At 57.9% G+C, this 24555-nt stretch carries 25 protein-coding genes and 1 tRNA gene; 21 read left to right on the forward strand and 5 right to left on the reverse strand.

Annotation, left to right across the window (positions count from 1 at the left end):
• Window positions 1–26: 26 nt before the first annotated feature.
• From JK621_RS03095 to dkgB, 13 genes are all read left to right on the forward strand, one after another.
• A complete protein-coding gene (locus tag JK621_RS03095; protein WP_432761928.1) occupies window positions 27–584 on the forward strand; it encodes a hypothetical protein in 558 nt (185 codons plus the stop codon).
• Window positions 551–1924: an AMP-binding protein gene (locus JK621_RS03100; protein WP_249337135.1), complete on the forward strand. Its 1374-nt coding sequence runs from the start codon at window positions 551–553 to the stop codon at window positions 1922–1924. The genes JK621_RS03095 and JK621_RS03100 overlap by 34 nt, the downstream gene beginning before the upstream one ends.
• Complete coding sequence (locus JK621_RS03105) at window positions 1921–2265, forward strand: hydroxymyristoyl-ACP dehydratase (RefSeq protein WP_212558591.1); 345 nt, start codon at window positions 1921–1923, stop codon at window positions 2263–2265. Before JK621_RS03100 ends, JK621_RS03105 begins: the two co-directional genes overlap by 4 nt.
• On the forward strand, window positions 2256–3968 hold the full coding sequence (locus tag JK621_RS03110; protein ID WP_212558592.1) for a glycosyltransferase family 2 protein: 1713 nt from the start codon (window positions 2256–2258) through the stop codon (window positions 3966–3968). Before JK621_RS03105 ends, JK621_RS03110 begins: the two co-directional genes overlap by 10 nt.
• Complete coding sequence (locus JK621_RS03115; protein ID WP_212558593.1) at window positions 3965–4393, forward strand: acyl-CoA thioesterase; 429 nt, start codon at window positions 3965–3967, stop codon at window positions 4391–4393. The genes JK621_RS03110 and JK621_RS03115 overlap by 4 nt, the downstream gene beginning before the upstream one ends.
• The gene (locus JK621_RS03120) at window positions 4390–4995 is read left to right on the forward strand and encodes a LolA family protein (protein ID WP_212558594.1); all 606 of its coding nucleotides are present in this window, start codon (window positions 4390–4392) and stop codon (window positions 4993–4995) included. The genes JK621_RS03115 and JK621_RS03120 overlap by 4 nt, the downstream gene beginning before the upstream one ends.
• Window positions 4985–7291 (forward strand): MMPL family transporter, encoded by a 2307-nt coding sequence (locus JK621_RS03125; RefSeq protein ID WP_212560111.1) that lies wholly within the window; start codon window positions 4985–4987, stop codon window positions 7289–7291. Before JK621_RS03120 ends, JK621_RS03125 begins: the two co-directional genes overlap by 11 nt.
• Window positions 7291–7863 (forward strand): DUF3261 domain-containing protein, encoded by a 573-nt coding sequence (locus tag JK621_RS03130; protein ID WP_212558595.1) that lies wholly within the window; start codon window positions 7291–7293, stop codon window positions 7861–7863. Before JK621_RS03125 ends, JK621_RS03130 begins: the two co-directional genes overlap by 1 nt.
• A complete protein-coding gene (locus JK621_RS03135; protein ID WP_212558596.1) occupies window positions 7863–9032 on the forward strand; it encodes a beta-ketoacyl-[acyl-carrier-protein] synthase family protein in 1170 nt (389 codons plus the stop codon). The genes JK621_RS03130 and JK621_RS03135 overlap by 1 nt, the downstream gene beginning before the upstream one ends.
• A complete protein-coding gene (locus JK621_RS03140; RefSeq protein WP_212558597.1) occupies window positions 9029–9502 on the forward strand; it encodes a hotdog family protein in 474 nt (157 codons plus the stop codon). The genes JK621_RS03135 and JK621_RS03140 overlap by 4 nt, the downstream gene beginning before the upstream one ends.
• On the forward strand, window positions 9499–10230 hold the full coding sequence (locus JK621_RS03145; RefSeq protein ID WP_212558598.1) for a 3-ketoacyl-ACP reductase FabG2: 732 nt from the start codon (window positions 9499–9501) through the stop codon (window positions 10228–10230). Before JK621_RS03140 ends, JK621_RS03145 begins: the two co-directional genes overlap by 4 nt.
• A complete protein-coding gene (locus JK621_RS03150; protein ID WP_212558599.1) occupies window positions 10227–11456 on the forward strand; it encodes a beta-ketoacyl-ACP synthase in 1230 nt (409 codons plus the stop codon). Before JK621_RS03145 ends, JK621_RS03150 begins: the two co-directional genes overlap by 4 nt.
• Before the next feature lie 141 nt (window positions 11457–11597).
• Complete coding sequence (gene dkgB / locus JK621_RS03155; RefSeq protein WP_212558600.1) at window positions 11598–12401, forward strand: 2,5-didehydrogluconate reductase DkgB; 804 nt, start codon at window positions 11598–11600, stop codon at window positions 12399–12401.
• Window positions 12402–12444: 43 nt separating this feature from the next.
• On the opposite strand, the gene yafC is transcribed toward dkgB, so the two are convergent.
• The gene (gene yafC, locus JK621_RS03160; RefSeq protein WP_212558601.1) at window positions 12445–13332 is read right to left on the reverse strand and encodes a DNA-binding transcriptional regulator YafC; all 888 of its coding nucleotides are present in this window, start codon (window positions 13330–13332) and stop codon (window positions 12445–12447) included.
• A 107-nt stretch (window positions 13333–13439) separates the two neighbouring features.
• On the opposite strand from yafC, the gene JK621_RS03165 reads away from it, so the two are divergent.
• Both JK621_RS03165 and JK621_RS03170 read left to right on the forward strand, forming a co-directional pair.
• Complete coding sequence (locus JK621_RS03165; RefSeq protein ID WP_212558602.1) at window positions 13440–14615, forward strand: MFS transporter; 1176 nt, start codon at window positions 13440–13442, stop codon at window positions 14613–14615.
• A gap of 249 nt (window positions 14616–14864) precedes the next feature.
• On the forward strand, window positions 14865–15659 hold the full coding sequence (locus JK621_RS03170; protein ID WP_212558603.1) for an endonuclease/exonuclease/phosphatase family protein: 795 nt from the start codon (window positions 14865–14867) through the stop codon (window positions 15657–15659).
• A 66-nt stretch (window positions 15660–15725) separates the two neighbouring features.
• Here the strand turns inward: JK621_RS03170 and mltD are convergent, their stop codons facing one another.
• Window positions 15726–17111 carry a murein transglycosylase D gene (gene mltD, locus JK621_RS03175; RefSeq protein WP_212560112.1) on the reverse strand — a complete coding sequence of 462 codons (1386 nt, stop codon included), beginning with the start codon at window positions 17109–17111 and terminating at the stop codon, window positions 15726–15728.
• Window positions 17112–17182: 71 nt separating this feature from the next.
• The gene (gene gloB, locus JK621_RS03180; protein ID WP_212558604.1) at window positions 17183–17938 is read right to left on the reverse strand and encodes a hydroxyacylglutathione hydrolase; all 756 of its coding nucleotides are present in this window, start codon (window positions 17936–17938) and stop codon (window positions 17183–17185) included.
• 44 nt (window positions 17939–17982) lie between these two features.
• On the opposite strand from gloB, the gene JK621_RS03185 reads away from it, so the two are divergent.
• A complete protein-coding gene (locus JK621_RS03185) occupies window positions 17983–18702 on the forward strand; it encodes a class I SAM-dependent methyltransferase (protein WP_212558605.1) in 720 nt (239 codons plus the stop codon).
• Here the strand turns inward: JK621_RS03185 and rnhA are convergent.
• On the reverse strand, window positions 18699–19166 hold the full coding sequence (rnhA, locus tag JK621_RS03190) for a ribonuclease HI (RefSeq protein ID WP_212558606.1): 468 nt from the start codon (window positions 19164–19166) through the stop codon (window positions 18699–18701). The genes JK621_RS03185 and rnhA overlap by 4 nt on opposite strands.
• Before the next feature lie 72 nt (window positions 19167–19238).
• Between rnhA and dnaQ the strand changes: the two genes are divergently transcribed.
• Both dnaQ and JK621_RS03200 read left to right on the forward strand, forming a co-directional pair.
• Entirely contained in the window at window positions 19239–19979 is a 741-nt protein-coding gene (gene dnaQ / locus JK621_RS03195) for a DNA polymerase III subunit epsilon (RefSeq protein WP_212558607.1), read from the forward strand.
• A 146-nt stretch (window positions 19980–20125) separates the two neighbouring features.
• Window positions 20126–20202, forward strand: a tRNA-Asp gene (locus tag JK621_RS03200).
• Window positions 20203–20248: 46 nt separating this feature from the next.
• Here JK621_RS03200 and JK621_RS03205 read toward each other — a convergent pair.
• The gene (locus JK621_RS03205) at window positions 20249–21709 is read right to left on the reverse strand and encodes an NCS1 family nucleobase:cation symporter-1 (RefSeq protein WP_212558608.1); all 1461 of its coding nucleotides are present in this window, start codon (window positions 21707–21709) and stop codon (window positions 20249–20251) included.
• A gap of 166 nt (window positions 21710–21875) precedes the next feature.
• Between JK621_RS03205 and JK621_RS03210 the strand changes: the two genes are divergently transcribed.
• The 3 genes from JK621_RS03210 to puuE are packed head-to-tail and all read left to right on the forward strand — an operon-like array spanning window position 21876 to window position 24323.
• Window positions 21876–22625, forward strand: coding sequence for a GntR family transcriptional regulator (locus JK621_RS03210; protein WP_212558609.1), 750 nt, complete (start codon window positions 21876–21878; stop codon window positions 22623–22625).
• Window positions 22622–23365 (forward strand): allantoin racemase, encoded by a 744-nt coding sequence (gene hpxA, locus JK621_RS03215; protein ID WP_212558610.1) that lies wholly within the window; start codon window positions 22622–22624, stop codon window positions 23363–23365. Before JK621_RS03210 ends, hpxA begins: the two co-directional genes overlap by 4 nt.
• Before the next feature lie 19 nt (window positions 23366–23384).
• On the forward strand, window positions 23385–24323 hold the full coding sequence (gene puuE / locus JK621_RS03220) for an allantoinase PuuE (RefSeq protein WP_212558611.1): 939 nt from the start codon (window positions 23385–23387) through the stop codon (window positions 24321–24323).
• Window positions 24324–24555: the final 232 nt, after the last annotated feature.

Here is a 24555-nt window from a genome sequence, read left to right on the forward strand (position 1 = left end):
TGACCTCCTCCCGTTGCTTGAATCTGGTGTTACGGCTGCTTCAGGCCGTGACATGGCTGGTTCTGCTGCTATACCCGCTGGCGGTTTGGGTTGGCCTGACGCGCTGGGGAACCACAATCCTGGCGCCCTTGCTGGCGGCGGTGTTTACGTTGCGGCTGTTGGTTTTGCGCGGCAACTTGCATCGTCACATGTGGCTGGGCAAGGCGTTGGCTGGGGTTGGTATCCTGCTTGCACTCGCCAGTTGGGGGCTGAAGCAGACCCACTGGTTGCTGTATTACCCGGTGCTGGTCAACGTTTTACTGCTTTTGCTGTTTGCCTACTCCCTGTTTGCTCCACCCTCGGTGGTTGAGCGGCTGGCGCGAATTACCGAACCGCAATTGGATGCCGCCGGCGTGGCTTATACCCGACGGGTGACCCAGGTCTGGTGCGGGTTCTTTATTGTTAATGGCGCAATAGCGCTGGCAACCTGCCTGTCAGGCGATATTGCGCTCTGGACGCTGTATAACGGCGGCATCAGTTATCTGCTGATGGGGACATTAATGGGTATTGAATGGATAGTCAGGAAAAGGATCAGGCGCGTCTGAGTTTGCCGATGAGTCAGTGGCTCAGCGCGGAGCGGGACGATTTCCTGCTTGTTGCCTGGCGTGGCCCGCAGGCATTGCGTCTTGGCCAATTTCGTCGCGATGTCGCCGCCCTGGCCGCAAGGTTGGCAGGCAGGGAAGAACGCCGCTGGGCGCTGTGTTTTGATGATAGCTATCGTTTTGCCGTTGCCTGGCTGGCATCGCTTTATGCCGCCAGGTTGCCGGTGATCTTCGGTCACCAGCGTGAAGCTATCCTCAAAGAGCAGCGGGCGGATTACGACGCTTTGCTGACCGATTTTCCCCTCGATCCCGGCACGCCGGTTCTGAGCGTGACAGAGGGCTCTGTTGTGGATATCCCGCTGCCCACCTGGCCTCAGGATCCCCGATTTATTCTTTATACCTCAGGTTCGACCGGCCAGCCGCAGGCGGTAATCAAATCAGTCGCCTGCATGGATCGCGAGAGCGAGCTGTTGGCCGCCGAGTGGGGCGAAGTCTTTCAGGGCTGCAGCGTGGCGGCATCGGTATCTCATCAGCATATGTACGGCCTGAGCTTCCGCCTGTTCCTGCCGCTGGCGCTCGGCCTGCCTTTTGATGCGCAACTGACGCAATATCATGAGCAACTGATTGCCAGACATCAGGGACGGCGTTTGATTTTTGTCAGTAGCCCTGCGTGGCTTAAACGTTTGGATAACCGGTTGGCGCTTTCAGCCTGTGTCCAGGTGTTTTCCGCCGGTGGCCCGTTAACCTTTGCCGAAGCGCAGCTTGCCCGGCAAATGCTGAAGGCGTTGCCGCTGGAGATTTACGGCACCACCGAAACCGGCATGCTGGCATGGCGTAAGCAAACCGAGGAGGCCGCGTTGTGGCAGTTGTTTGCTTCCATTGAGCTAAGGGTTAATTCGGATAAAAGCGTCAACGTAGCCTCACCGCTGATACCTGATATCGGCGAAGCGGCGCTGAGCGATATTATTCAGCTCGCGCCGAATGGCCGGCTATTTCAGCTGCATGGCCGTGCCGACCGGATTATCAAGGTAGAAGAGAAACGTCTGTCACTGACGGAAATTGAGCGACGCCTGAAAACCTTGCCGGAGATCGCCGATGCCGCGGTACTGCCACTCCAGCAAAGGGGGCGTACCTTACTGGCTGCGGCGATAGTGCTTACCCCGCACGGTGAAACTCGCCGGCAAAGCATGTCCGAAGGGGCTTTCACCCGGGAACTCCGCCAGGTTCTGCGTAGCTGGCTGGAGCCGGTGGCCTTGCCGCGCAGTTGGCGCATTATTGATGCCATCCCGCTTAACCCGCAGGGTAAGCGCGCCTATGCCGAACTACAGGAGCTGTTTTTATGATGCAACCTGAGGTACTGCAACAGCAGGTGAGCGAGGCGACCCACGCCAGCCTGCTATTGCGTCTGCCTGCCGGGCTGTTGTGGTTTCGCGGCCATTTTCCTGAGCAGCCGATCCTGCCCGGCGTGGCCCAAGTGAACTGGGCGATGCAGTATGCGCATCAGCTATTGGGCATCAAGGCGGCGTTCAAAGGCATCGACGTCGTCAAGTTTCAACAACCCTTGTTACCGGAGCAGAGCGTATTGCTGCTGCTTGAATGGCAACCGGCGCGCCACAAGTTGTTGTTCAGTTATCGCCTCGGCGAGGCGACCGCCAGCAGCGGTAAGATTTCGTTATGTCAGTGACCGCGCCGTTCTCCGCCTGCATTGTTATCCCCTGTTTCAATCATGGGCAGATGATGGCCGACGTGCTGGCCTCGTTGGCCGGTTATGGTCTGCCGTGCCTGGTGGTGGATGACGGCAGCGCTGCCGGCACCGCCGATGAATTGCAACGGCTGGCAGCCGGATTACCTTGGGTTCAACTGCTGCGGCTGGAGCAAAATCAGGGCAAAGGCGCGGCGGTGATAGCGGGGCTGCAATGGGCGCACAGCCAGGGCTACAGTCATGCTCTGCAGGTGGATGCCGACGGCCAGCATCAACTGAGCGATATTCCGGACATGATTGCCGAAGCGCGCGCTCACCCCGATAGTTTGATTTCCGGTCAACCGGTCTACGACAGCTCGGTGCCGAAGGCGCGGCTGTATGGCCGCTATATCACCCACGTATGGGTGTGGATAGAGACCCTATCGCTGTCGCTGAAAGACAGCATGTGCGGTTTTCGCGTCTACCCGGTGGAATCGACGTTGGCGCTGGCGGCGAGTCATCCGCTCGGCAAGCGCATGGATTTCGATACCGAAGTGATGGTCAGGCTCTATTGGCGCAGCGTGCCAAGCCGCTTTCTGCCGACGCGCGTCACCTATCCGGCCGACGGCGTCTCCCACTTTGACGCGCTGCGCGACAACCTGCGTATCTCCTGGATGCACACCCGTTTGTTTTTCGGCATGTTGCCGCGTATTCCACGCCTGCTGCGCCGCAAGCCGGCGAGTTCACTGCACTGGTCGGCAACAGAAGAGCGCCACGGTCTGTGGGGCATCCGGCTCATGCTGCAGGTTTACCGGCTATTTGGCCGCCGGGCATTTCAACTGCTGCTGTACCCGGTGATTGGCTATTTCTGGCTTACCGGCCGCGCTCAGCGCGAGGCATCACGCGACTATCTGCAACGCCTGCGACAGTTCGCACAGGGCAGGCAACGAGCCTTGCCCGCACCGCTCAACAGTTTCCGTCACTTCATGCGTTTCGGCGATGCGATGCTCGATAAGCTGGCAAGCTGGCGTGGGGAACTGCATGACATTCGGCTGGTGGATCGCGCTGGCTGCGAACGGCAGATCGCTTCCGGCAAAGGCACGCTGATCCTGGCTTCGCACCTGGGGGATATCGAGTCCTGTCGTGCGCTGGGTGAACTGGACGCCAGCGTTAAGGTCAATGCTTTGGTGTTTACCGAACATGCCGAGCGCTTCAACCAGGTGATGAAAGAGGTGAATCCGCGCGCCAATCTTAATCTGATTCAGGTCGCTTCCCTGGGGCCGGAAACGGCCATGCGTCTGCAAGACAAACTAAACGCCGGCGAATGGGTAGCGATTGTCGGCGATCGTACCTCCGCCGGAAAGTATCAGCGTGGCGAACAGCCGCGCGTGGTGTGGAGCCATTTCCTCGGCAAGCCGGCGCCTTTCCCGCAGGGGCCGTTCGTCCTGGCCGCCGCGCTGCGCTGCCCGGTATTTCTGATGTTCGGCCTCAAGCAACAGGGGCGGCTGAACGTGTATTTCGAACCCTTTGCCGATCCGCTGCTGCTACCCCGCGATCGGCGCCGCCAGGCATTGCAGCAGGCGGTGGATAATTATGCCGCGCGGCTCGAGCACTATTGCCTGCTGGCGCCGCTCGACTGGTTCAATTTTTTCGATTTCTGGCAGTTGGCGGCACAACCGCCGATACAACAGGAGCCTGAGACATGAAGCTGACAGAGGATCCGCGTTTTTCCACCCGGATTGAGATGACTATCCCGTTCCATGATACCGACGCCATGGGCGTGGTGTGGCACGGCAACTACTTTCGCTATTTTGAGATCGCGCGCGAAGCCCTGCTGAAACAGTTCAATTACGGTTATCGCCAGATGCAGGCTTCGGGTTATGTTTGGCCGATCGTGGATACACGGGTGAAATACATAGCGCCGGTGCTGTTTGAGCAACGGATCATCGTCTGCGCTGAGCTGGAGGAGTACGAGAACCGTCTGCGCATTGGTTACCGCATCCTCGATGCGCAAAGCGGCAAAACCACCACCCGCGGGCACACTATCCAGGTGGCGGTGGATGCCGAAAGCAAAGAGATGTGCTTTGTTTCGCCGCAAATACTGTTGGATAACATCGGGGGCGAGCAATGAGAGGCTGGTTATTGATGGTCTTCGCCCTGTTCAGCCTGAGCGCCCAGGCGGTCACGCTGGCGGAGCTGCAGCAGCGCTTTAGCCAACAGCCGGTACTGCGTGCCGAGTTCGAACAGCAACGCAGCATCAGCGGCATGGATAAACCGCTGAAATCGCGCGGTGAACTACTGATCTCCCAGCAAAAAGGGCTGTGGTGGGCGCAGCAGAAACCTTTCCCGCTGACCCTGCTGCTGGACGATAAACGCATGGTGCAAACCCTGGCCGGCCAGCCCCCGCAGGTGGTGACGGCGGATAACAATCCGCAGATGTTCCAGTTTAACCACCTGCTGACCGCGTTGTTCCACGCCGATAGCCAGGCGCTGGAGCAAAACTTTGCCTTGCAGTTCAGCGATCTCGGGCACAACAAATGGCGGCTGGTGCTGACGCCAAAAACCACGCCGCTCGACCGTTTGTTCAAACGCATTACGCTCAACGGGGAGCAATTCCTGGAAACCATTGATATCGACGATATGCAAAGCGATGCCACGCACATTCGTTTCTTTAATCAACGTACGGTGCCGCAGGCATTGACCCTTGACGAGCAGCAGCGTTTTGCGTCCTGAACAGCATCGGCGGCTGGCCTTTGGCTGGTTGGCGATTTGCCTGATATTGCTCGCGGCGCTGTGCTGGCTGCTGCCCCGCAGCCAGATCAACAGCAGTGTGCTGGCGTTATTGCCGAAGCAGCAACTGGTGGGCGTGCCGGAGGAACTGGCCGACGGCTTCAGCCGCCGGCTCGATCGCCAATTGATGTGGCTGGTGAGCCCGCCGCCAGGTGCGGACAGCGCCGCAGTGAGCTGGTGGTGGCAGCAATTGCGGCAGATGCCGGAGTTGCAGCAGGTTGGCGGCCCGATGGACGCGCAACGCCAGCAGCAGTGGGGGGAGTTTTTTTATCGGCACCGCAACGTGTTGCTGGACGATGCCACCCGACAACGGCTGATGCAGGGGCCGGATGTGCAGAGCCAGTGGATCCTCGGCCAGCTTTACTCGGCCTTCGCCGGCGTCAGCGGCAAGGAACTGGCTAACGATCCGCTGATGTTGGTGCGTGGTTCGCAGCTGGCGCAACAGCGCAACGGCGGTTCACTGAGCCTTGCCAACGGTTGGCTGGTGGCGCGAGATGCGCAGGGCCGCAACTGGTATCTGCTGCACGCCGAGTTGAGCGCTTCCTCTTATGACATCGGCAGCGCACGCAACACGGTAGATAAACTGACGGCGCTACAGCAACAGCTGCAACAACGTTGGCCGGGCGCCGAGGTGTTGAACCGCGGCACGCTCTATTACAGCAACTACGCCAGCCAGCAGGCCGAACGGGATATTTCGACCATTGGTCTGGCTTCGGTGGCGGGAGTCTTCTTGCTGGTGCTGCTGATGTTCCGCTCACCGTTGCCGCTGTTGCTGTGTGCGCTGTCGGTGGGGATCGGTGCCTTGGCGGGCACCGTCGCCACGCTGCTGGCGTTTGGGGAAATTCATTTGATGACGCTGGTGCTGAGCATCAGCATTGTCGGTATTTCGGCGGATTATGCACTCTATTTTCTGACTGAACGTATGGTGCATGGACAACAATCGACGCCGCTGGCCAGTTTGCAAAAACTGCTGCCGGCACTGTCGATGGCGCTGCTGACTACGGTTGTCGCCTATCTGGCGCTGTTGATTGCGCCGTTCCCGGGCCTGCAGCAGTTGGCGGTATTTGCCGCCGCCGGGCTGAGCGCCGCCTGCATTACCGTGATCTGCTGGTATCCGCAGCTGTCGCGTCGGCTGCCGGTGCGTCCGGCGCCGGGGCTGGCGTTGATTCTGCGTTGGCTGCACGCCTGGCGCCATCGGCCTGTACTGCGTTATGGGCTGCCCGGCGCGGTGTTGCTGGTGATTATTGCCGGTTTCAGCCAATTGAAAGTGGATGACGACATCGGCCAACTGCAGGCGCTGCCGGCGGAGCTGCAGCAGCAGGAACAGCGTATCGCCGCGTTGACCGGCCAGCATAACGATCAGAAATGGTTGGTGGTGTACGGCGCCAATGGCGAACAATTGCTGCAGCGGCTGGAGTTGTTGCAACCCAAGTTGGAGCAGGCCAAACGGCAAGGCGTACTGGCGGATTATCGCCTGCTGCCGCTGCCTTCGCATCAGCGCCAGCAGGAAAACGTCACCCTGTTGCAACGCGTAGCGCCACAGGTGATGGCACAGTTGCGGCAGGCGGAGCTGACGCTGAATGCGCCGGACTTGACCGCTGAATGGGTGACGCCGGAACAGTGGCTGGGCAGCGTGATCAGCGAGGGCTGGCGGCTACTGTGGCTGACGTTACCTGATGGCCGCAGTGCGGCGCTGGTTCCGGTCAACGGCGTGCAAAACAGCGCGGCGATGCAGGCGTTGGCCGGACAGGTGCCGGGCGCCGGTTGGATCGACCGGAAAACCGAATTCAGTGAACTCTTTGGCCAGTACCGGTTGTATCTTTCGTCTCTGCTGGCGCTGTCGGTAGCGGCGATCGCGCTGATCTACCTGTGGCGTTTCGGGTTGGGGCACGGCCTGCGCTGCATGGTGCCGACGCTGCTGTCGCTGGGCTGCGGCGTTGCCGTGCTGGCGTTGAGCGGGCATACGCTGAATCTGTTTTCGCTGTTGGCGCTGATACTGGTATTGGGGATCGGCATTAACTATACGCTGTTCTTCACCAATCCCCGGGGCACGCCGACCACCTCGATGTTCGCCATCTTTATGGCGGTCTTCACCACCCAGTTGACCTTTGGCATGCTGGTGCTGAGCCATACTCAGGCCATCAGCAGTTTTGGCATTGTATTAAGCAGCGGCATCGCCGTGGCATTTCTGTTGGCGCCGCTGACGTTAGCAACGAAAAGAAAAAGAGGAAAAGCCTGATGCGCGGCTTACGAATGATGCTGTTAATGCTGGCAACCCTGCTGGCCGGCTGTGCCGGTTCGCAGGATCCCACCTTGCCGCAGGCGTGGCTGAAACCCGGGACGCGCGTGACACTGCCGTCGCCCGTGTTGGAGCAACCGATCAGCCAGCAGCAGTTATTGACCGCCGAAGTGAAAGGACAGCGGCATTCGATGCTGGTGCTGCTCAATGCCGATGGCCGGCGCCTGCAACTGGTGGGCATGTCGCCGCTGGGCATCCGCTTGTTCAACCTGACCTATGATCGTCAGGGGATCCATACCGAGCAGTTGATCAAAGTGGGTGAACTGCCGCCCGCCAATCAGGTGCTGGCCGATATCATGCTGAGCTATTGGCCGGCGGCCGACTGGCAGCCCTTGTTGCCAGCAGGATGGAGGTTGGAGGATCGGCCGGAAGTGCGCCGTCTGTATGACGATCGCGGCGCGACGATCGGCGAAATCCGTTATCAGCAAGCCAATGGTCAACGCAATCCGCTGTCGATAACCCAATTCGCTTTCCATTACCGCATCACCATTCAGAATCTGGGGAGCGAATAATGATCTATTTCTCTGCCGTAGGTATGGTGAACGCGCTGGGCGACAGTTTGCCGCAGATCGCGGAGAATTTGGCTCGCGGCGTTTCGCCCGGCATGCAGAGGCAGACGCAGTGGCTGCTCGGCGGCGCGCCATCCTGGTTCGGTAACGTACAGGGCGAGCTGCCCGCGGTTCCTGAGGCGCTCAAACGCCATAACTCTCGCAACAACCGCCTGCTGTTGGCCGCGTTGGCGCAAATCGAGGGGCCGGTGCGCGAGAGCATCGCCCGCTACGGTGCCGATCGCGTTGCGGTGATCATGGGCACCAGCACTTCCGGCATTCGTGAAGGTGAGCTGGCGCTGCAACAGCATCAGGCAGGGCAGTGGCCGCAGGGCTATGATTATCAGCAGCAGGAGTTGGGCGACCCAGGCCAGTTCCTCAGCGCTTTTCTTGCTACCCGTGGCCCGGCCTACACTCTGTCTACCGCCTGTTCCTCCAGTGCGCGCGCCATCATCAGCGGTAAACGCCTGATTGACGCCGGGCTGGTGGATGCGGCGATCGTGGGCGGTGCCGATAGCCTGTGCCAGATGCCGATCAACGGCTTTAACAGCCTGGAATCGCTGTCGGCGGAGCGTTGCACGCCATTCGCCGCCGGGCGCAGCGGCATCAATATCGGCGAGGCTGCTGCGCTAATGCTGCTGACGCGTGAGCCGGCAGCAGTCGCGTTGCTGGGCGTAGGGGAGTCTTCCGATGCCTGGCATATGTCGGCACCGCATCCGGAAGGCGCCGGTGCAGAGCGGGCGATCAACATGGCGCTGCGACAGGCGGGGTTGAGCGCCGAACAAATCGGTTATATCAATTTGCACGGCACCGCGACGCGGCTTAACGATCGGGTAGAAGCTCAGGTGGTGAATCGTCTGTTTGGCGCGCAGACGCCATGCAGCTCCACCAAGCACCTCACCGGTCACACGCTGGGGGCCGCCGGTGCGGTAGAAGCGGCGCTGAGTTGGTTGTTATTGACCCAGCCATTGCCATTGCCGCAGCAGGATTTCAGCGTTGCGCCCTGCGATGGCGAGCTGGCGCCGATAGGTCTGGTTTACCGGCAGCAACCGTTACGCCAGCGCGCTATCTTGTCTAATTCGTTTGCGTTCGGCGGCAATAATGCCTGCCTGTTGCTGGGGGATGCGCCATGAGTCGTTATCACACTGCGGAATACTATTTGCCCCATGCCTCACCGATGGTGCTGTTGGAAAGGGTGCTTGAGGTGGGCGAAGAGCAGGCGCAATGTGCGGTGACGGTCAGCCCTGACGGCGTATTGGCGCCCTTTCTTGATGCGCAGGGCGCTTTGCCGGGCTGGTACGGCATGGAGCTGATGGCGCAGACCATCGGCGTCTGGAGCGGCTGGCATGGCAGGCAGCATGCCCGACCGCCCCAGCTTGGCATGCTGCTCGGCGGGCGCGCTATCCACTGCGAACTATCGGTATTTCCTGCCGGCAGCGAATTGCGGGTTAGCGTGCAACAACTGCTGAAAGACGAAAAACTGGCCAGTTTCGACTGTGAAATCAGTATCGATAATGTGCGGGTCGCACAGGGCAGGCTGAACACCTATCAGCCTGATCAACAAGAAATAATCCAATTGACTACTTTAAGGGGCAACGCATGATGCGTTCCGTTTTGGTCACCGGCGCCAGTAAAGGGATCGGCCAGGCGATTGCCTGCCGCCTGGCTGCGGATGGCTTTTTGATCGTCGTTCACTACCACCGCGATAAAACCGGGGCAGAGCACACGCTGCAGCACATTGTCGCCGCCGGCGGACAAGGGCGTTTGATTCAGTTTGATATCAGCAACCGCACCCAGTGCCGCGAGCGGCTTGAGCAAGATATTGAGGTTCACGGCGCCTATTACGGCGTGGTGAACAACGCGGGTATTACCCGCGATGGCGCTTTCCCGGCACTGAGCGAAGAGGACTGGGACGGGGTGATCCACACTAACCTCGACAGCTTCTACAACGTGCTTCACCCCTGCGTCATGCCGATGATTGGCCTGCGCAACGGCGGGCGAATCATTGCGCTGTCGTCGGTTTCCGGCGTTATGGGTAACCGTGGTCAGGTCAACTACAGCGCGGCGAAGGCCGGCGTAATCGGCGCCTGCAAGGCACTGGCGATCGAGCTGGCGAAACGCAAAATAACCGTTAACTGCATTGCCCCGGGCCTGATTGACACCGGCATGATTGAGATGGAGCCGGCGGCGCTGATTGAAGCGATGCGCGCAATCCCGCTTAAACGCATGGGGTCGGCGGAAGAGGTGGCCGGGCTGGCCAGCTATTTGATGTCAGATATTGCCGGCTATGTAACGCGGCAGGTCATTTCCATTAACGGAGGAATGGTATGACGCAGCGAGTGGTTGTGACCGGCATGGCGGGTGTTACCGCCTTCGGCAATAACTGGGCGGACGTATCCGGTCGGCTGAAGCAGGGGAAGAATGCGGTGCGCTATATGGCGCAATGGGAAGAATATCAGGGGTTGAACACCTTCCTTGGCGCGCCGATCGATGATTTCGTGCTGCCGGATCATTATACGCGCAAGCGCATACGTTCGATGGGGCGCGTTTCGCTGCTGGCTACCCGTGCGACCGAACTGGCGCTTGAGCAGGCCGGGCTGCTGGATGAGGCGGTGTTGACCAACGGCGAGACCGGTATCGCCTACGGCTCATCGACCGGCAGCACCAAACCGGTCAGCGAGTTCGCCACCATGCTGACGGAAAAACACACCAACAATATCACCGGCACCACCTATGTGCAGATGATGCCGCACACCGCAGCGGTGAATACCGGCCTGTTTTTCGGCCTGCGGGGGCGGGTGATCCCCACCTCCAGCGCCTGTACCTCAGGCAGCCAGGCGATTGGCTACGCTTACGAGAGCATCCGTCACGGTTATCAGACGGTGATGGTGGCGGGCGGAGCCGAGGAGCTGTGTCCTTCGGAGGCGGCGGTGTTCGATACGCTGTTTGCGACCAGCCAGAAAAACGATCGCCCGGATCTGTCGCCACGCCCGTTTGATCGTCAGCGCGACGGCTTGGTGATTGGCGAAGGGGCGGGAACCTTGATCCTTGAGTCGCTGGAGCATGCGCAGGCGCGCGGTGCCACTATTTACGGCGAGATTATCAGTTTTGCGACCAACTGCGATGCGGCGCATATTACTCAGCCGCAGCAGGAAACCATGCAGATTTGCATGCAGCAGGCGCTGAAGGCTTCCGGGTTGGCGACCGGCGATATCGGCTACATCAGCGCTCACGGTACGGCGACCGAGCGTGGCGACATTGCGGAAAGCCAGGCAACGGCGGCGATTTTCGGCAACCGCACGCCGATTTCCTCGCTGAAAAGCTATTTTGGCCATACGTTGGGTGCCTGCGGCGCGCTTGAAGCCTGGATGACGCTGGAGATGATGCGGGAAGGCCGCTTTGCGCCGACCATCAACCTCAGCGCACCGGACAGCGCCTGCGGCGATCTGGATTACATCATGGGCGAATATCGGCAAATCGACACCGAATTTGTACAATCGAACAACTTCGCGTTCGGTGGCATCAATACCTCGCTGATCCTGCGCCGCTGGGCGTAACTCTTTCAAACCGGGGCGCTCGCTCCGGTTATTGTTGCCGTTGAATCAAAAGTCTTATGCGTAATAGGGCGTTTTTGATCAACAAAACAGTTGCCATAATCCTCCCATATCGCATCAACATCCTAATGAGAGAATAAAATTATGGGCATCCCTGCATTTGGTTTAGGCACTTTCCGTCTTCAGGATCAGGTCGTGATCGACTCGGTCGGCACTGCGCTGGAATTGGGGTATCGCGTGATTGATACTGCGCAGATCTACGAAAACGAAGCGGCGGTGGGCCAGGCAATAGCCGCCAGCGGCATACCGCGCGACGAGTTGTTCATCACCACCAAGATTTGGATCGCCAATCTGGCGAAAGGCAAGTTGATCCCGAGCCTGCAAGAGAGCCTGAGCAAACTGCAAACGGCCTACGTTGATTTGACGCTGATCCACTGGCCATCACCCAATGGCGAAGTCCCCGTTGCCGAGTTTATGGCTGAGCTGCTGGAAGCCAAAAAATTGGGTCTGACGCGCCAAATCGGGGTGTCCAACTTCACCCTGGACCTGATGCAGCAGGCGATCGACGCCGTGGGCGCAGAACAGATCGCGACTAACCAAATTGAGCTGTCCCCGTATCTGCAGAACCGCCAGGTGGTTGAGTTTGCTCGGCAGCACGGCATTGCCATCACCTCCTACATGACGCTGGCCTATGGCAAAGCGCTGCAGGATGAAACCATCAAGGCCATCGCGGCACGGCGCAACGCGACCCCTGCTCAGGTTATCCTGGCCTGGGCGCTGCAACTGGGTTACGCGGTGATCCCGTCTTCCACCCGGCGTGAAAACCTGGCGAGCAACCTGTTGGCGCAACAGCTGACGCTGACGGCAGAAGAGATGGCGGAGATTGCCACGCTGGAAAGCAATGGCCGTTTGGTTAGCCCGGAAGGCCTGGCGCCGAACTGGGATTAATGTTCCGGAATATGTGCATCAGGGCGCCCAAGGGGCGCCTTTTTTATTGCGCCAGGCGTTCGCTGACAAAGTCGATAAAGCTGCGCAGGCGGTTGCTGACCGCACTGTCGCTGTAATACACCGCATTGATCGGCATCGCTACCGGCAGGGTCTCTTTCACCAAAATCGGCACCAGATTGCCGCGTTCGATATCCGCATCGATCATAAAATCCGACAGGCAGGCAATGCCGTTACCGTGCAGGCACAGATGACGCTGGGTTTCACCGCTGTTGGTGGTCAGCCCCGGCGTGATTTCCAGTTGACGGCCGTCGGCACAGGCCAGCGGCCAGCGGTTCAGGCTGGGCAGATCGTTAAAACCGATACAGCAATGCCGTTCCAGCGCCTCTACCGTCTGCGGCGTGCCGAATTGCGCCAGATAGGCGGGGGAGGCCAGCACGCGCCGATAGCTGGTCATCAGTTTGCGCGCCTTCAGGCTGGAATCGCTAAGTTCGCCCACGCGGATGGCGATATCCACCTTACGTTCAATCAGGTTGATAAAGTTCTCTGACGATACCAGCGACAGCGACATCTCCGGGTAACGAGCTCTAAACTCCGCCACCAGCGGCGTCAATACGTGCAGCACCACCGGCGTAGCAGCGTCGATGCGCAGCAGCCCCTGCGGGCGCCGGCGGCTTTCCATCAGCGCATTTTCTGCCGCCGCCATATCGCTCAGTACCTTTTGCACCTGGCGGAAATAGTTTTCCCCTTCCTGCGTCAGGCTGATTTGCCGCGTAGTGCGATTTAGCAGCGTCACACCCAGCTTGGATTCCAGCTTCTTGACCGTGCGGCTGACCACCGAATTGGCCTGTTCCAGCCGCTCTGCCGCCCGGCTGAAACTGCCGCTTTCCACTACCGTGACAAAAGTGATCAGCTCATCTGAATTGGCCTTCATTGTTGCTCCATTGGCAAAATTAATTTGAAATTTTGAGCATTTTTATCATTTAAGCATGGGCAGATAATAGCCGTCATCAACCTGAACGCTATTTGGAGTAAATAAACATGCCTCTCGCATTACTTGCATTGACCATCAGTGCCTTTGCTATCGGCACCACGGAGTTTGTGATAGTCGGCTTGATCCCAACTATCGCAGAGCAACTTGGCGTGACCGTGCCCTCAGCAGGGCTGCTGGTAACCATTTATGCTATCGGCGTGGCGATTGGCGCCCCGGTACTGACGGCCTTGACCGGCCGCGTGCCGCGCAAGCTGCTGCTGATTGGCCTCATGGTGCTGTTCACCCTCGGCAACCTGCTGGCCTGGCAGGCACCAGGCTATGAGTCGCTGGTGGTTGCCCGCCTGTTGACCGGCCTGGCGCACGGTGTCTTCTTCTCAATCGGCTCGACTATCGCGACCGGCCTGGTGGCGAAAGAGAAGGCTGCCTCGGCGATCGCCATCATGTTCGGCGGCCTGACCGTAGCGCTGGTGACCGGGGTGCCGTTGGGGACCTTTATCGGTCAGCACTTCGGTTGGCGCGAAACCTTCCTGGCGGTGTCACTGATTGGCGTTATTGCCACTGTGGCCAGCATCATTCTGGTACCGAACAATATCAAGAATCAGGCCAGCGCCAGTATTGGCGAGCAGTTTAAAGTGCTGACCCATCCGCGCTTGTTGCTTATTTACGCCATCACAGCCCTCGGCTACGGCGGCGTATTCACCACTTTTACCTTCCTGGCGCCAATGATGCAGGAACTGGCGGGCTTCTCCGCCCCGGCGGTGAGCTGGATCCTGCTTGCCTATGGCATCGCGGTGGCGATCGGTAACATCTGGGGAGGCAAACTGGCGGATCGTCATGGCGCGGTGCGGGCGTTGAGCTTTATCTTTGCCGCATTGGCCGCCCTGCTGCTGGTATTCCAGTTCACTGCCGGCCACAGCATTGCCGCGCTGATAACGGTGATCGTCATGGGGGTGTTTGCCTTTGGTAACGTTCCTGGCTTGCAGGTGTACGTGGTGCAAAAGGCCGAGCAGTATACGCCGAACGCGGTGGACGTAGCGTCCGGCCTAAATATTGCGGCATTTAACGTGGGCATTGCGTTGGGGTCGGTGATTGGCGGCCAGACCGTAGCGACGCTGGGGTTGACGCAAACCCCGTGGATTGGCGCGTTGATCGTGCTGGCGGCCCTGTTGCTGGTTGGCCTTAGCGGGCGTCTGGATAAGAAGTACCGGCAGCAGCCGGCCTGATCCCCATGCTCGTCCGATATTCAGGCCCGCATTTCATTTTGCGGGCCTTTTCGCATTTCTCACTCGTCGCCGCTAACCTTTACATACATATACTGTCAGAACATTGAATTCCTTGCTTCACGCCCCTATAACTGAAAAGGATATACCCCGTAAAAGCCATGCCGTCAGGTGAGGGCAGGCGTATAATCGATTCATTGTTGGCGGGAATGTCACCGTCAGTTTCATCCTCATGGGAAATAGGCGAATAGCGTGCCGAAACGAACTTATGCAATGCGGTATGTTGCAGGCCAGCCAGTTGAGCGAATTTTCCCTGGCGCCATTAATCAGCCGCTGCCGCCCGGGGCCGCATTGCCCACGGCGGGCGCGTTGCGGGTGATGGTGTGGAATATCTTTAAACAGCAAAGGGCAGACTGGCTCTCGGTGCTGAAAAACTATGGCAAGGATGCACAACTGGTGCTGCTGCAAGAAGCGCAAACCACGCCTGAACTGGTGAGCTTTGCCACTGCCAACTATCTGGCGGCCGATCAGGTACCGGCATTTGCGCTGCCTCAACATCCGTCTGGCGTGATGACGTTGGCGGCGGCGCACCCGGTTTACTGCTGCCCGTTGCGTGAGCGTGAACCGCTGCTGCGGTTAGCCAAGTCGGCGTTGATCACCGTCTACCCGCTGTTTAACGGCCAACTGCTGATGGTAGTAAACATCCATGCGGTGAATTTTAGCCTGGGCGTGGACGTATACAGTAAGCAACTGGGGCCGATCGGTGAGCAAATTGCCAATCACCATGGGCCGGTGATCATGGCCGGGGATTTTAATGCCTGGAGCCGCAAACGAATCAATGCGCTGTATCAGTTCGCCAGCGATATAGCGCTGCGTGAGGTGAGTTTCACCGACGATCATCGCCGTAAAGCCTTTGGCCGCCCATTGGACTTCGTGTTCTATCGCAATATGGGCGTCGCCGAGGCCTCCGTACTGGTGACCAGCGCTTCGGATCATAATCCTCTGCTGGTGGAGTTTCATCCCGAGGCAGACAAGCCGCATTGGTAATAAGCGCTCAGCGTTCAGACAATAAAAAAAGCACCCCGAAGGGTGCTTTTTTTTTGTGCCGGAAATTTAGGTATCCGGTGACATTTTGTTGCTTACAAACAAGGTCAGTTTCAGGCCGGGTTGCAGGCTGCTGCCTTTGCCGAGCGTTGAATTCCAACGCATCACGTCGGTAATATCGACGCGATGACGACGTGCAATACTGGCAAGCGAATCACCTTTACGAACCTGATAGGTGATACTGCCGTTACTGTCAGTGTTGCTGGCCACTTGCAGGGTTTGCCCAACTTTTAAAGCGCTCTTGGCACGTAAGTTGTTCCAACTCTGCAAGTCGCTGGTTTTGATATTCAACCGCTTGGCAATGCTCGATACCGTGTCGCCGGAGCGCACTTTATACGAACTGCCACCAGACAAGCTGCTGTTCTTCGCCAACTGTGCAGTTGGCTGAGTCGCCGCGATTTGGCCATCGGCCAGCGAGTCTTTCAGCTGATCGGCATTGCCTTTAGGAACCATAATGTAATGGGGCCCATTGGGTGCCGTAACGCCTTTTTTGTAGCCCGGGTTATAAGCTTTCATCTTGCTAATCGAAAGCCCAGCCATCTCAGCCGCCTGAGTTAACTGTATTTGCTGTCCGACATCGATACGCGCCAGTGCACGGGTGTTATCAGTCTTTGGCAGATTGATACCGTACTGCTTGCTGTTTTTGATGATATCGCTCAGCGCCAGCATTTTCGGGACATAAATTGACGTTTCACGCGGAAGCGACAATGCCCAGAAATTGGTTGGCTTACCCTGGCGTTTATTTGCCTTAACCGCTTGCATGACACGGCCTTCACCACTGTTATAAGCGGCAATGGTCAATAACCAGTCACCGTTAAACATGCGGTTCAAATACTGCATCATATCAAGCGCAGCAGTCGTCGAGGCCACGACATCGCGTCGCCCGTCATACCACTGGTTGTTTTTCAAACCATAATTACGACCCGTTTGCGGCACGATTTGCCATAGCCCTGCGGCATTGGCACTTGACGTGGCGTGTGGGTCAAAAGCGCTCTCCACTATGGGTAGCAGTACCAGTTCCATCGGCATATTACGTTTCTTAATCTGCCCGACTATCCAGTACATGTACGGCTCTGCCCGTAATGTTACATCGTGGAGATAGCTCTTACTTTTTAGGTACTTTCTTTTTTGATCACGGATCCGGGAATTTTCCGGAACCTCCATCTTCAGCTCGTCGCTAATGAAGTTCCACAGGTTCTGTTGCGCGGCACCACTATTGTTATCTAGCCACCGCGCCGAGCTCGCTCGACCATTCGCTGTGTACTCTCCTGCTTCACCTTCTTGACCTGCCGAAGACAAACTCTGTGCATGCTGTTCTGGGGCCGGTGCATCCTGCCTGGACGACTGGCACCCCACTAGCAAGACTGAGGCGAGAAATATCGCTTTAGCCTTCATGTGTGTGTCAATATAGTTGCTTAAAAGACGAGCAATCATACTTTGCTTCGTCAAATAACACAACTAAAAGCTCAGAAGTTATCTTTCCGCAGGCGTAATTCGGAAAAAACCGAATGAAGAGGGTCTGGTGCGGTATAAAAGCCTAATTTCTTTTGTAAATCAGTGTCATGGCATCGTAAAAATAGGTTAATTTTACGCTCTGTTTGTAGACTTGTAGGGACGCTGGGTTGGCCTTTTGCCCTTAACGCTTCGACTTGTTGTTGATATGTTTCAATCTCTCGATCTTCCGGCAAAATAGCCCGCGCAAACTTAAGATTTGAAAGAGTATATTCATGCGCGCAGCAAATTAAGGTGTTATCGGGAAGTTGCGCGAGTTGTTGAAATGCGTTGTACATTTGCTCGGCCGTTCCTTCAAACAGCCTGCCGCAGCCGGCAGAGAAAATCGTGTCTCCGCAGAACAGATAAGGTGCGCTATAGAATGCCACATGACCCAGCGTATGTCCGGGAACCGCGATAACGGCATATTGGCGGCCGTTGATTTCGATCGTTTCACCGTCATGAACGATGTGATTTGTTCCTTTGTCGGCCGTTTCCTGCGGGCCATAGACTTTCAAGCCCGGATAGCGCGCCGCAATTTGCGTTACGCCGCCAACGTGATCGTGATGATGGTGGGTCAGCAGAATGGCATCAGGCGTCAGATTCAGGCGCTCCAATGCGTCAAGCGCCGGTTGCGCTTCGCCGGGATCGACCAGGACGCAATGCCCCTGTTGGTTATCCAATAACCAAATGTAATTGTCCTGGAAGGCGGGAATGCTGATAAGATTCATGTTGGATCTCCTGTTGGCAACGGCTTGAAAGAAGATAATAAATCATGAAACCAGCCCATACTCTAGAAAAGCTCGCCAGCCCACAGTCTTGGGCGGAGATGCCGTGGGGGGAATACTATCGTGAGGCGCTCGAGCGGCAGTTGCAACCCTGGTGGCCGAAGCTGTTCGGTTTTCACCTGCTGAAACTCGGTAACCTCAGCGCCAGCCTGGCGACCGACAAGTGCGCCATTTCGCATCAGGTGAATGTGAGCCTGAAAGGGGAAAACCTGCAGGTGCTCGCAGATGCCTATCAACTGCCGTTCGCCGCAAAATCGGTGGATGCCTGCCTGCTGGCGCACACGCTGTCTTACGCCGACGATCCGCACCGTATGCTGCGCGAAGTCGATCGCGTGTTGATTGATGACGGTTGGCTGGTGATCAGCAGCTTCAACCCGTTCAGCCTGTTGGGATTGGGCAAGCTGGTGCCCGGATTACGCCATCGTCAGCCTTATGTCAGCCGCATGTTTACCCAAATGCGCCTGTTGGACTGGCTCAGTCTGTTGAATTATGAAGTGTTGCACCAGGCGCGTTTTCACGTACTGCCGTGGCAGCGCAAAGGCGGGACGTTTTTAAGTACGCATTTGCCGGCGCTGGGGTGCATGAGCGTGATTGTCGCGCGTAAACGCACTTTGCCGCTGACGCCAACGCCGATGAAGGTGGGGGCCAGAAAACCGGCTCTCAGCCGCGCCGTCGGCGCGACCAAGAGTTACCGCAAACTGCCTTAATTTTCCGGTTTGTAACCGATGTCGTCCTGCGTGGGGTTGCCCGCCGCATCGCGCGCCAGCACGTCGCAGCGTTCGTTCTCCGGGTGACCGGCGTGGCCTTTGACCCATTCCCACTTGATGGTGTGGGTCTGAATAGCCAGGTCCAACCGCTGCCAAAGATCGACATTTTTGACCGGTTTTTTATCGGCTGTTTTCCAGCCACGCTTTTTCCAGTTATGGATCCAACTGGTAATGCCCTGGCGCACATACTGGCTGTCGGTGCTCAACGTCACTTCACAAGGAGCGGTCAGCGCTTCGAGCGCGACAATCGCCGCCATCAGCTCCATGCGATTGTTGGTGGTCAGGCGGTAGCCCGCACTGAAGGTTTTCTCAACCTGTTTATAGCGCAGTATTGCGCCGTAGCCACCGGGGCCCGGGTTGCCAAGGCAAGAGCCGTCGGTGAAAATTTCTACCTGTTTGAGCATCTCTGGTAGACTCTTCCTATCGGTTTTATAAAAGCCAAGTCTGACATAAACGAGCGCTGTGAGCACTGCAATATGATCTCTACAACCACCAGACAGATTGTCCTCGATACCGAAACCACCGGTATGAACAAACTCGGGGTACATTACGAAGGCCACCGCATCATTGAAATTGGCGCAGTGGAAGTGATTAACCGCCGCCTGACCGGCCGCCACTACCACGTTTACGTCAAGCCGGACCGGCTGGTAGATCCGGAGGCCTACGGCGTTCACGGGATCAGCGACGAGTTCCTGGCGGATAAACCCACGTTCGACCAAATTGCCGATGAGTTCATCGATTTCATCCGCGGCGGTGAATTAGTCATTCATAATGCGTCGTTCGACGTCGGCTTTATGGATCACGAATTCCGCATGTTGCAGAAGGGTCTGCCGAAGACCGACACCTTCTGCACCATCACCGACAGCCTGTTAATGGCGCGCCGCCTGTTCCCGGGCAAGCGCAACAATCTTGACGCCCTGTGCGGCCGTTATGAGATAGACAACAGCAAGCGTACGTTGCACGGCGCATTGCTCGATGCCGAGATCCTGGCGGAAGTTTATCTGGCGATGACCGGCGGCCAGACGTCGATGGCGTTTCAGATGGAAGGCGACACGCAGCATAACGACTCGACGCAGGATATACAGCGCATTGTCCGTCCGGCGACGGCGATGAAAGTGGTGTATGCCAGCGATGCAGAAGTGGTGGCCCATGAGGCGCGACTGGATTTGGTGGCGAAAAAGGGCGGCAGTTGCCTGTGGCGTGCGGAAGCGGAATAACGGCGTTCCCGGCATGAAAACGCGCTTTTTAACCGCCTTAGCTGAAAAACTGCGCAAACGGTTAATTTCGTAAGAAAAAGGCATTGACGGAACAGAAGCTCAACCGTAATATGCGCCTCGTTCCTCTCGCAAGAGTTGAACGGCGCGGAGCGGTAGTTCAGTTGGTTAGAATACCTGCCTGTCACGCAGGGGGTCGCGGGTTCGAGCCCCGTCCGTTCCGCCAACATTAAGAAGCCCTGAGTTAGCAATAACTCAGGGCTTCGTTGTTTTTAATCTTTGCTCAACTGCCTTTTGGCAAAGGTCACTGACTGATTGGCTGCCCATTCGCGGCGGGCAATGATCCGATAGCATCCCCCACCCAGTGCGGCACCGATAAACCAGCTAAAGTTCGCCACCTCATGCAGGCTGGGCGTGAAGCTTATCGCCAGCCCGATAATCACCGACGGCACCAGCGCCCAGATAGCGTTCGGGTTGAAACCGTTCTTATACCAGTAACGTCCCCCCGGCGTTGCGTTGTACAAGTCGTCGACGTGCAGTTCGCCGCGTTTGATGATGTAAAAATCCACCAGCAAAATGCCGAACAGCGGGCCGATAAAGGCCGCCAGCACGTCCAGCGTGTAGTGGATCAGTTCGGGTGACTGGAACAGGTTCCACGGTGTCAGCAGGAAAGAACCGACGGCGGCGATCATCCCGCCGGTGCGGAAGCTGATTTTCTGCGGCGAACAGTTGGAGAAATCAAACGCCGGCGACACAAAGTTGGCGACGATATTGATGCCTATGGTAGCGACAATCATGGTCAGCAGGCCAAGGGCCACGGCGATATCGCTGTCGAGACGGGTGACGGTTTCGATCGGATCGGTGATCAACTGACCGAACAGCGGCAGGGTGCCGGAAACGATCACCACGGTGACCAGCGAGAACAGCAGGTAGTTGAACGGCAGGCCCCAGCGGTTGCCGCGTTGTACCTCGGCAAAGCTTTTGCCGTAGCGGGTAAAGTCGCCGAAATTCAGCAGCGGGCCGGAGAAGTAAGACACCACCAGCGCAGTGGCGGTCAGCATCAGCCAGCCCTGCTCACCGGCGCTCAGGTTTTTGCTCGCCAGCGTGAGGGAAAGGTTGGAGAAACCGACGCGGTATACAATCCAGCCGGCCAACGCGAACATCACCACATACACCGCCGGCCCGGCGATATCGATAAAGCGTTTAATCGCCGCCATGCCGTGCCAGAACACCATCGCCTGCAACACCCACATGGTGATGTAACAACACCAGCCAAGCTGTGACAGGCCGAGGAAATGCGGTTGAGTCATCGGCTCCAGCGACGGGAAGAATTTCAGTAACGTCAGCATCAGCGCATTGGAAGCCAGATAGGTTTGTATACCGTACCAGGCGAAGGCGATCATCCCGCGGATCACCGCCGGAATATTGGCGCCGAACACGCCAAACGCCTGGCGGCTCAGCACGGCGTAAGGCACGCCGCCAAGCTGGCTGGGTTTGGCGACCAGGTTGGCGCAAAACTGCACGATACAGATCCCCACCAGCAGGCAAATCAGTACCTGCCAGCTCGACAGACCGAGGGCGAAGAAGCTGGCGGCTACCACATAGCCGCCCATGCTGTGTACATCCGACATCCAGAAGGAAAAGATGTTGTACCAGCTCCAGTTCTGGTCGCGCGTTGGCGCCAGATCGTCGTTACACAGCTTTGGGCTGTAATTTTCATTAGGGTTTGGCATAAATCGTGCTCCTCTCAAGAACGTCACCCGGATGTGGTTATCTGTTTTTTGGCAAAGATTGCTGAGAAGGCTTTTGCAGGATTCAGGCCAGATCGTTCTTTTTTGTATACAAAATATATTAATCTTGTATACGATTTGATTATCCAACGGTACAGGGAGCAGCAAAATGATCGGCACGACGATCGGCGCCAACACCGCGTGGCTCGGGCAACAAGCCACTTATTTCACTGAAGATAAAGACGATCATATTTATAACGAGCTGGTGAAGGCGATTGTCGAACATCGGCTGCTGCCCGGCAGCAAGTTGCCGGAAGAGGCGTTGGCGGAGACCTTTGGCGTCAGCCGCACCGGGATCCGGCGGGTGCTGCAGCGCCTTGCCGCAGTGCAACTGGTTACCCATCTGCCCAAGCGTGGTGCACAGGTGACAACGCCGGGGCAGGATGAGGCGGCGAACGTATTCCAGACGCGCAAAATGCTGGAGTGCGCCAATTTGCCGCGGGTGATTGCAGCCTGCCGCGAAGAACATCTGTTGGCGATGGAAGGCATAGTGGCACAGGAACAGCAGGCGCACCGCGATCAGGACGGCGCGGCGGCCATTCGTCTGTCTGCCGCGTTTCACGTTCAATTACAGGCGATCGCCGGCAATAACGTACTGACCGAAATGGTTTCGCAACTCACGCTGCGCTCATCACTGGTGATTGCCGTTTACGGCTCACCCTGGCAGCAGGGTTGCCGTTGTCACGATCACAGCGATCTGTTGGCGCAGCTGCGCCGCAAGGACGGCACGGCGCTGGCAGAGCACATGGCCCGCCATTTTGACGATATTGTGGCGAACCTGAGATTTAATGACGGTGCGGATGAAACCCCTGATTTCGCCCGCATTTTTGCCAAGCCCGGTTTGCAGGAGCCTTTATGACCGCCGATTGCATCATCCAGGTTATCAACCCGAACACCAGCCGGGCCATGACGGCGACCATTGCCGATGCAGCCCGCGCCGTGGCCGCGCCGGGTACCGAGATCCTGGCGGTTTGTCCGCAAGAGGGGGCGCCGTCGATAGAAGGCCATTTCGACGAAGCGATTGCCGCGATCGGCGTTCTGCAACAGGTCAAACTCGGCCGCGAAGCCGGCGTCAGCGGCCATATCATTGCCTGTTTTGGCGATCCGGGCCTGCTGGCGGCGCGTGAGCTGGCAAGCCGGCCGGTGGTAGGCATCGCCGAGGCGGCCATGCATATGGCGACGCTGGTGGCGACGCGCTTTTCTATCGTCACCACGCTGCCGCGCACGCTGACCATTGCGCGCCACTTACTGCATCAATACGGGTTTGAGCGCCACTGCGCCGCGCTGCACGCTATCGATCTGCCGGTGCTGACGCTGGAAGATGGCAGCGGCCTGGCTCAGCGAAAAGTACGCGAACAGTGCATTAAAGCAAAACAACACGACGGCAGCGGGGCGATCGTGCTCGGCTGTGGCGGCATGGCCGATTTGGCGCGCGAACTGACGCAGGAGCTGGGGATCCCGGTGATCGACGGCGTCAGCGCGGCGGTGAAAATGATCGAGTCGCTTCATGCGCTGGGCCTGAGCACCAGCAAGCACGGCGATCTGGATTTCCCGCTGGTCAAACCCTTGTCCGGCATGTTTGGCAGTTTTAACGGGTAATAGGCAGAGGGAAACGGCGATGAAAGAGTATGACTTCAATCAAGAGTATCCCCGTGATTTGATGGGGTATGGCGGCCGGCCGCCGCACGCCCGCTGGCCGGGGCAGGCGCGTATTGCAGTGCAGTTTGTCCTCAACTACGAGGAGGGCGCGGAAAACAGCGTGCTGCATGGCGACGCCGGTTCCGAACAGTTCCTGTCCGATATCATTGGCGCGGCCAGCTACCCCGAACGGCATATGTCGATGGAGTCGCTGTACGAGTACGGGTCACGCGCCGGGTTCTGGCGTATCCATAATGAGTTTCAACGTCGTGGCCTGCCGTTGACGGTGTTTGGCGTGGCGATGGCGCTGGCGCGCAATCCGCTGGTGGTCGAGGCGATCAAAAACGCCAATTATGATGTGGTCAGCCACGGCTGGCGCTGGATCCACTATCAGAATATGGATGAAGCCACCGAACGGCAGCATATGCAGCGGGCGATCTCGGTACTGAGCGATCTGTTCGGCAAGGCGCCGCTCGGCTGGTATACCGGCCGCGACAGCCCGAACACCCGCAGGCTGGTGGTGGAACAGGGCGGTTTGCTGTACGACAGCGACTATTATGGCGACGATTTGCCGTTCTGGACCGAAGTGCAGTGCGCCAATGGCGAAAAAAAACCGCATCTGATCGTGCCCTACACGCTTGAGGCCAACGATATGCGCTTTGCTTCGCCGCAGGGCTTTAATACCGGCGAGCAGTTCTATACCTACCTGAAAGACAGCTTTGACGTGCTGTATGCCGAAGGGGAAGTATCGCCGAAGATGCTGTCGATCGGCATGCACTGCCGCTTGCTGGGGCGTCCAGGCAAGTTCCGTGCGTTGCAACGGTTCCTGGATTATGTCGAGCAGCACGATCGGGTCTGGGTATGCCGACGGCAGGATATCGCCGAACATTGGGCGGAACATCATCCATTTTGCAAATGATAAGGGTCGGCAATGCCGTAATGCCGGTTTTCTGCAGATGTGGGTGACGTTTTCGGTCGATAAAGGTGAGATGTACCCTGAGGCTCACGCGCCTCGACCGAGCAAGGGACCCAGGGCGGGGTCCCTTGCAACCCGCGCCTTTGCCCAATCAGACGGTTGGCTACGCCAACGGCTCTCACTTCATCACGCCGCATCACGGCCGGCTACGACAGGCGTCCCTGCCTGTCTCGCC

This window comes from Serratia plymuthica, from assembly GCF_018336935.1.
Taxonomy (GTDB): Bacteria; Pseudomonadota; Gammaproteobacteria; order Enterobacterales; family Enterobacteriaceae; genus Serratia; species Serratia plymuthica_B.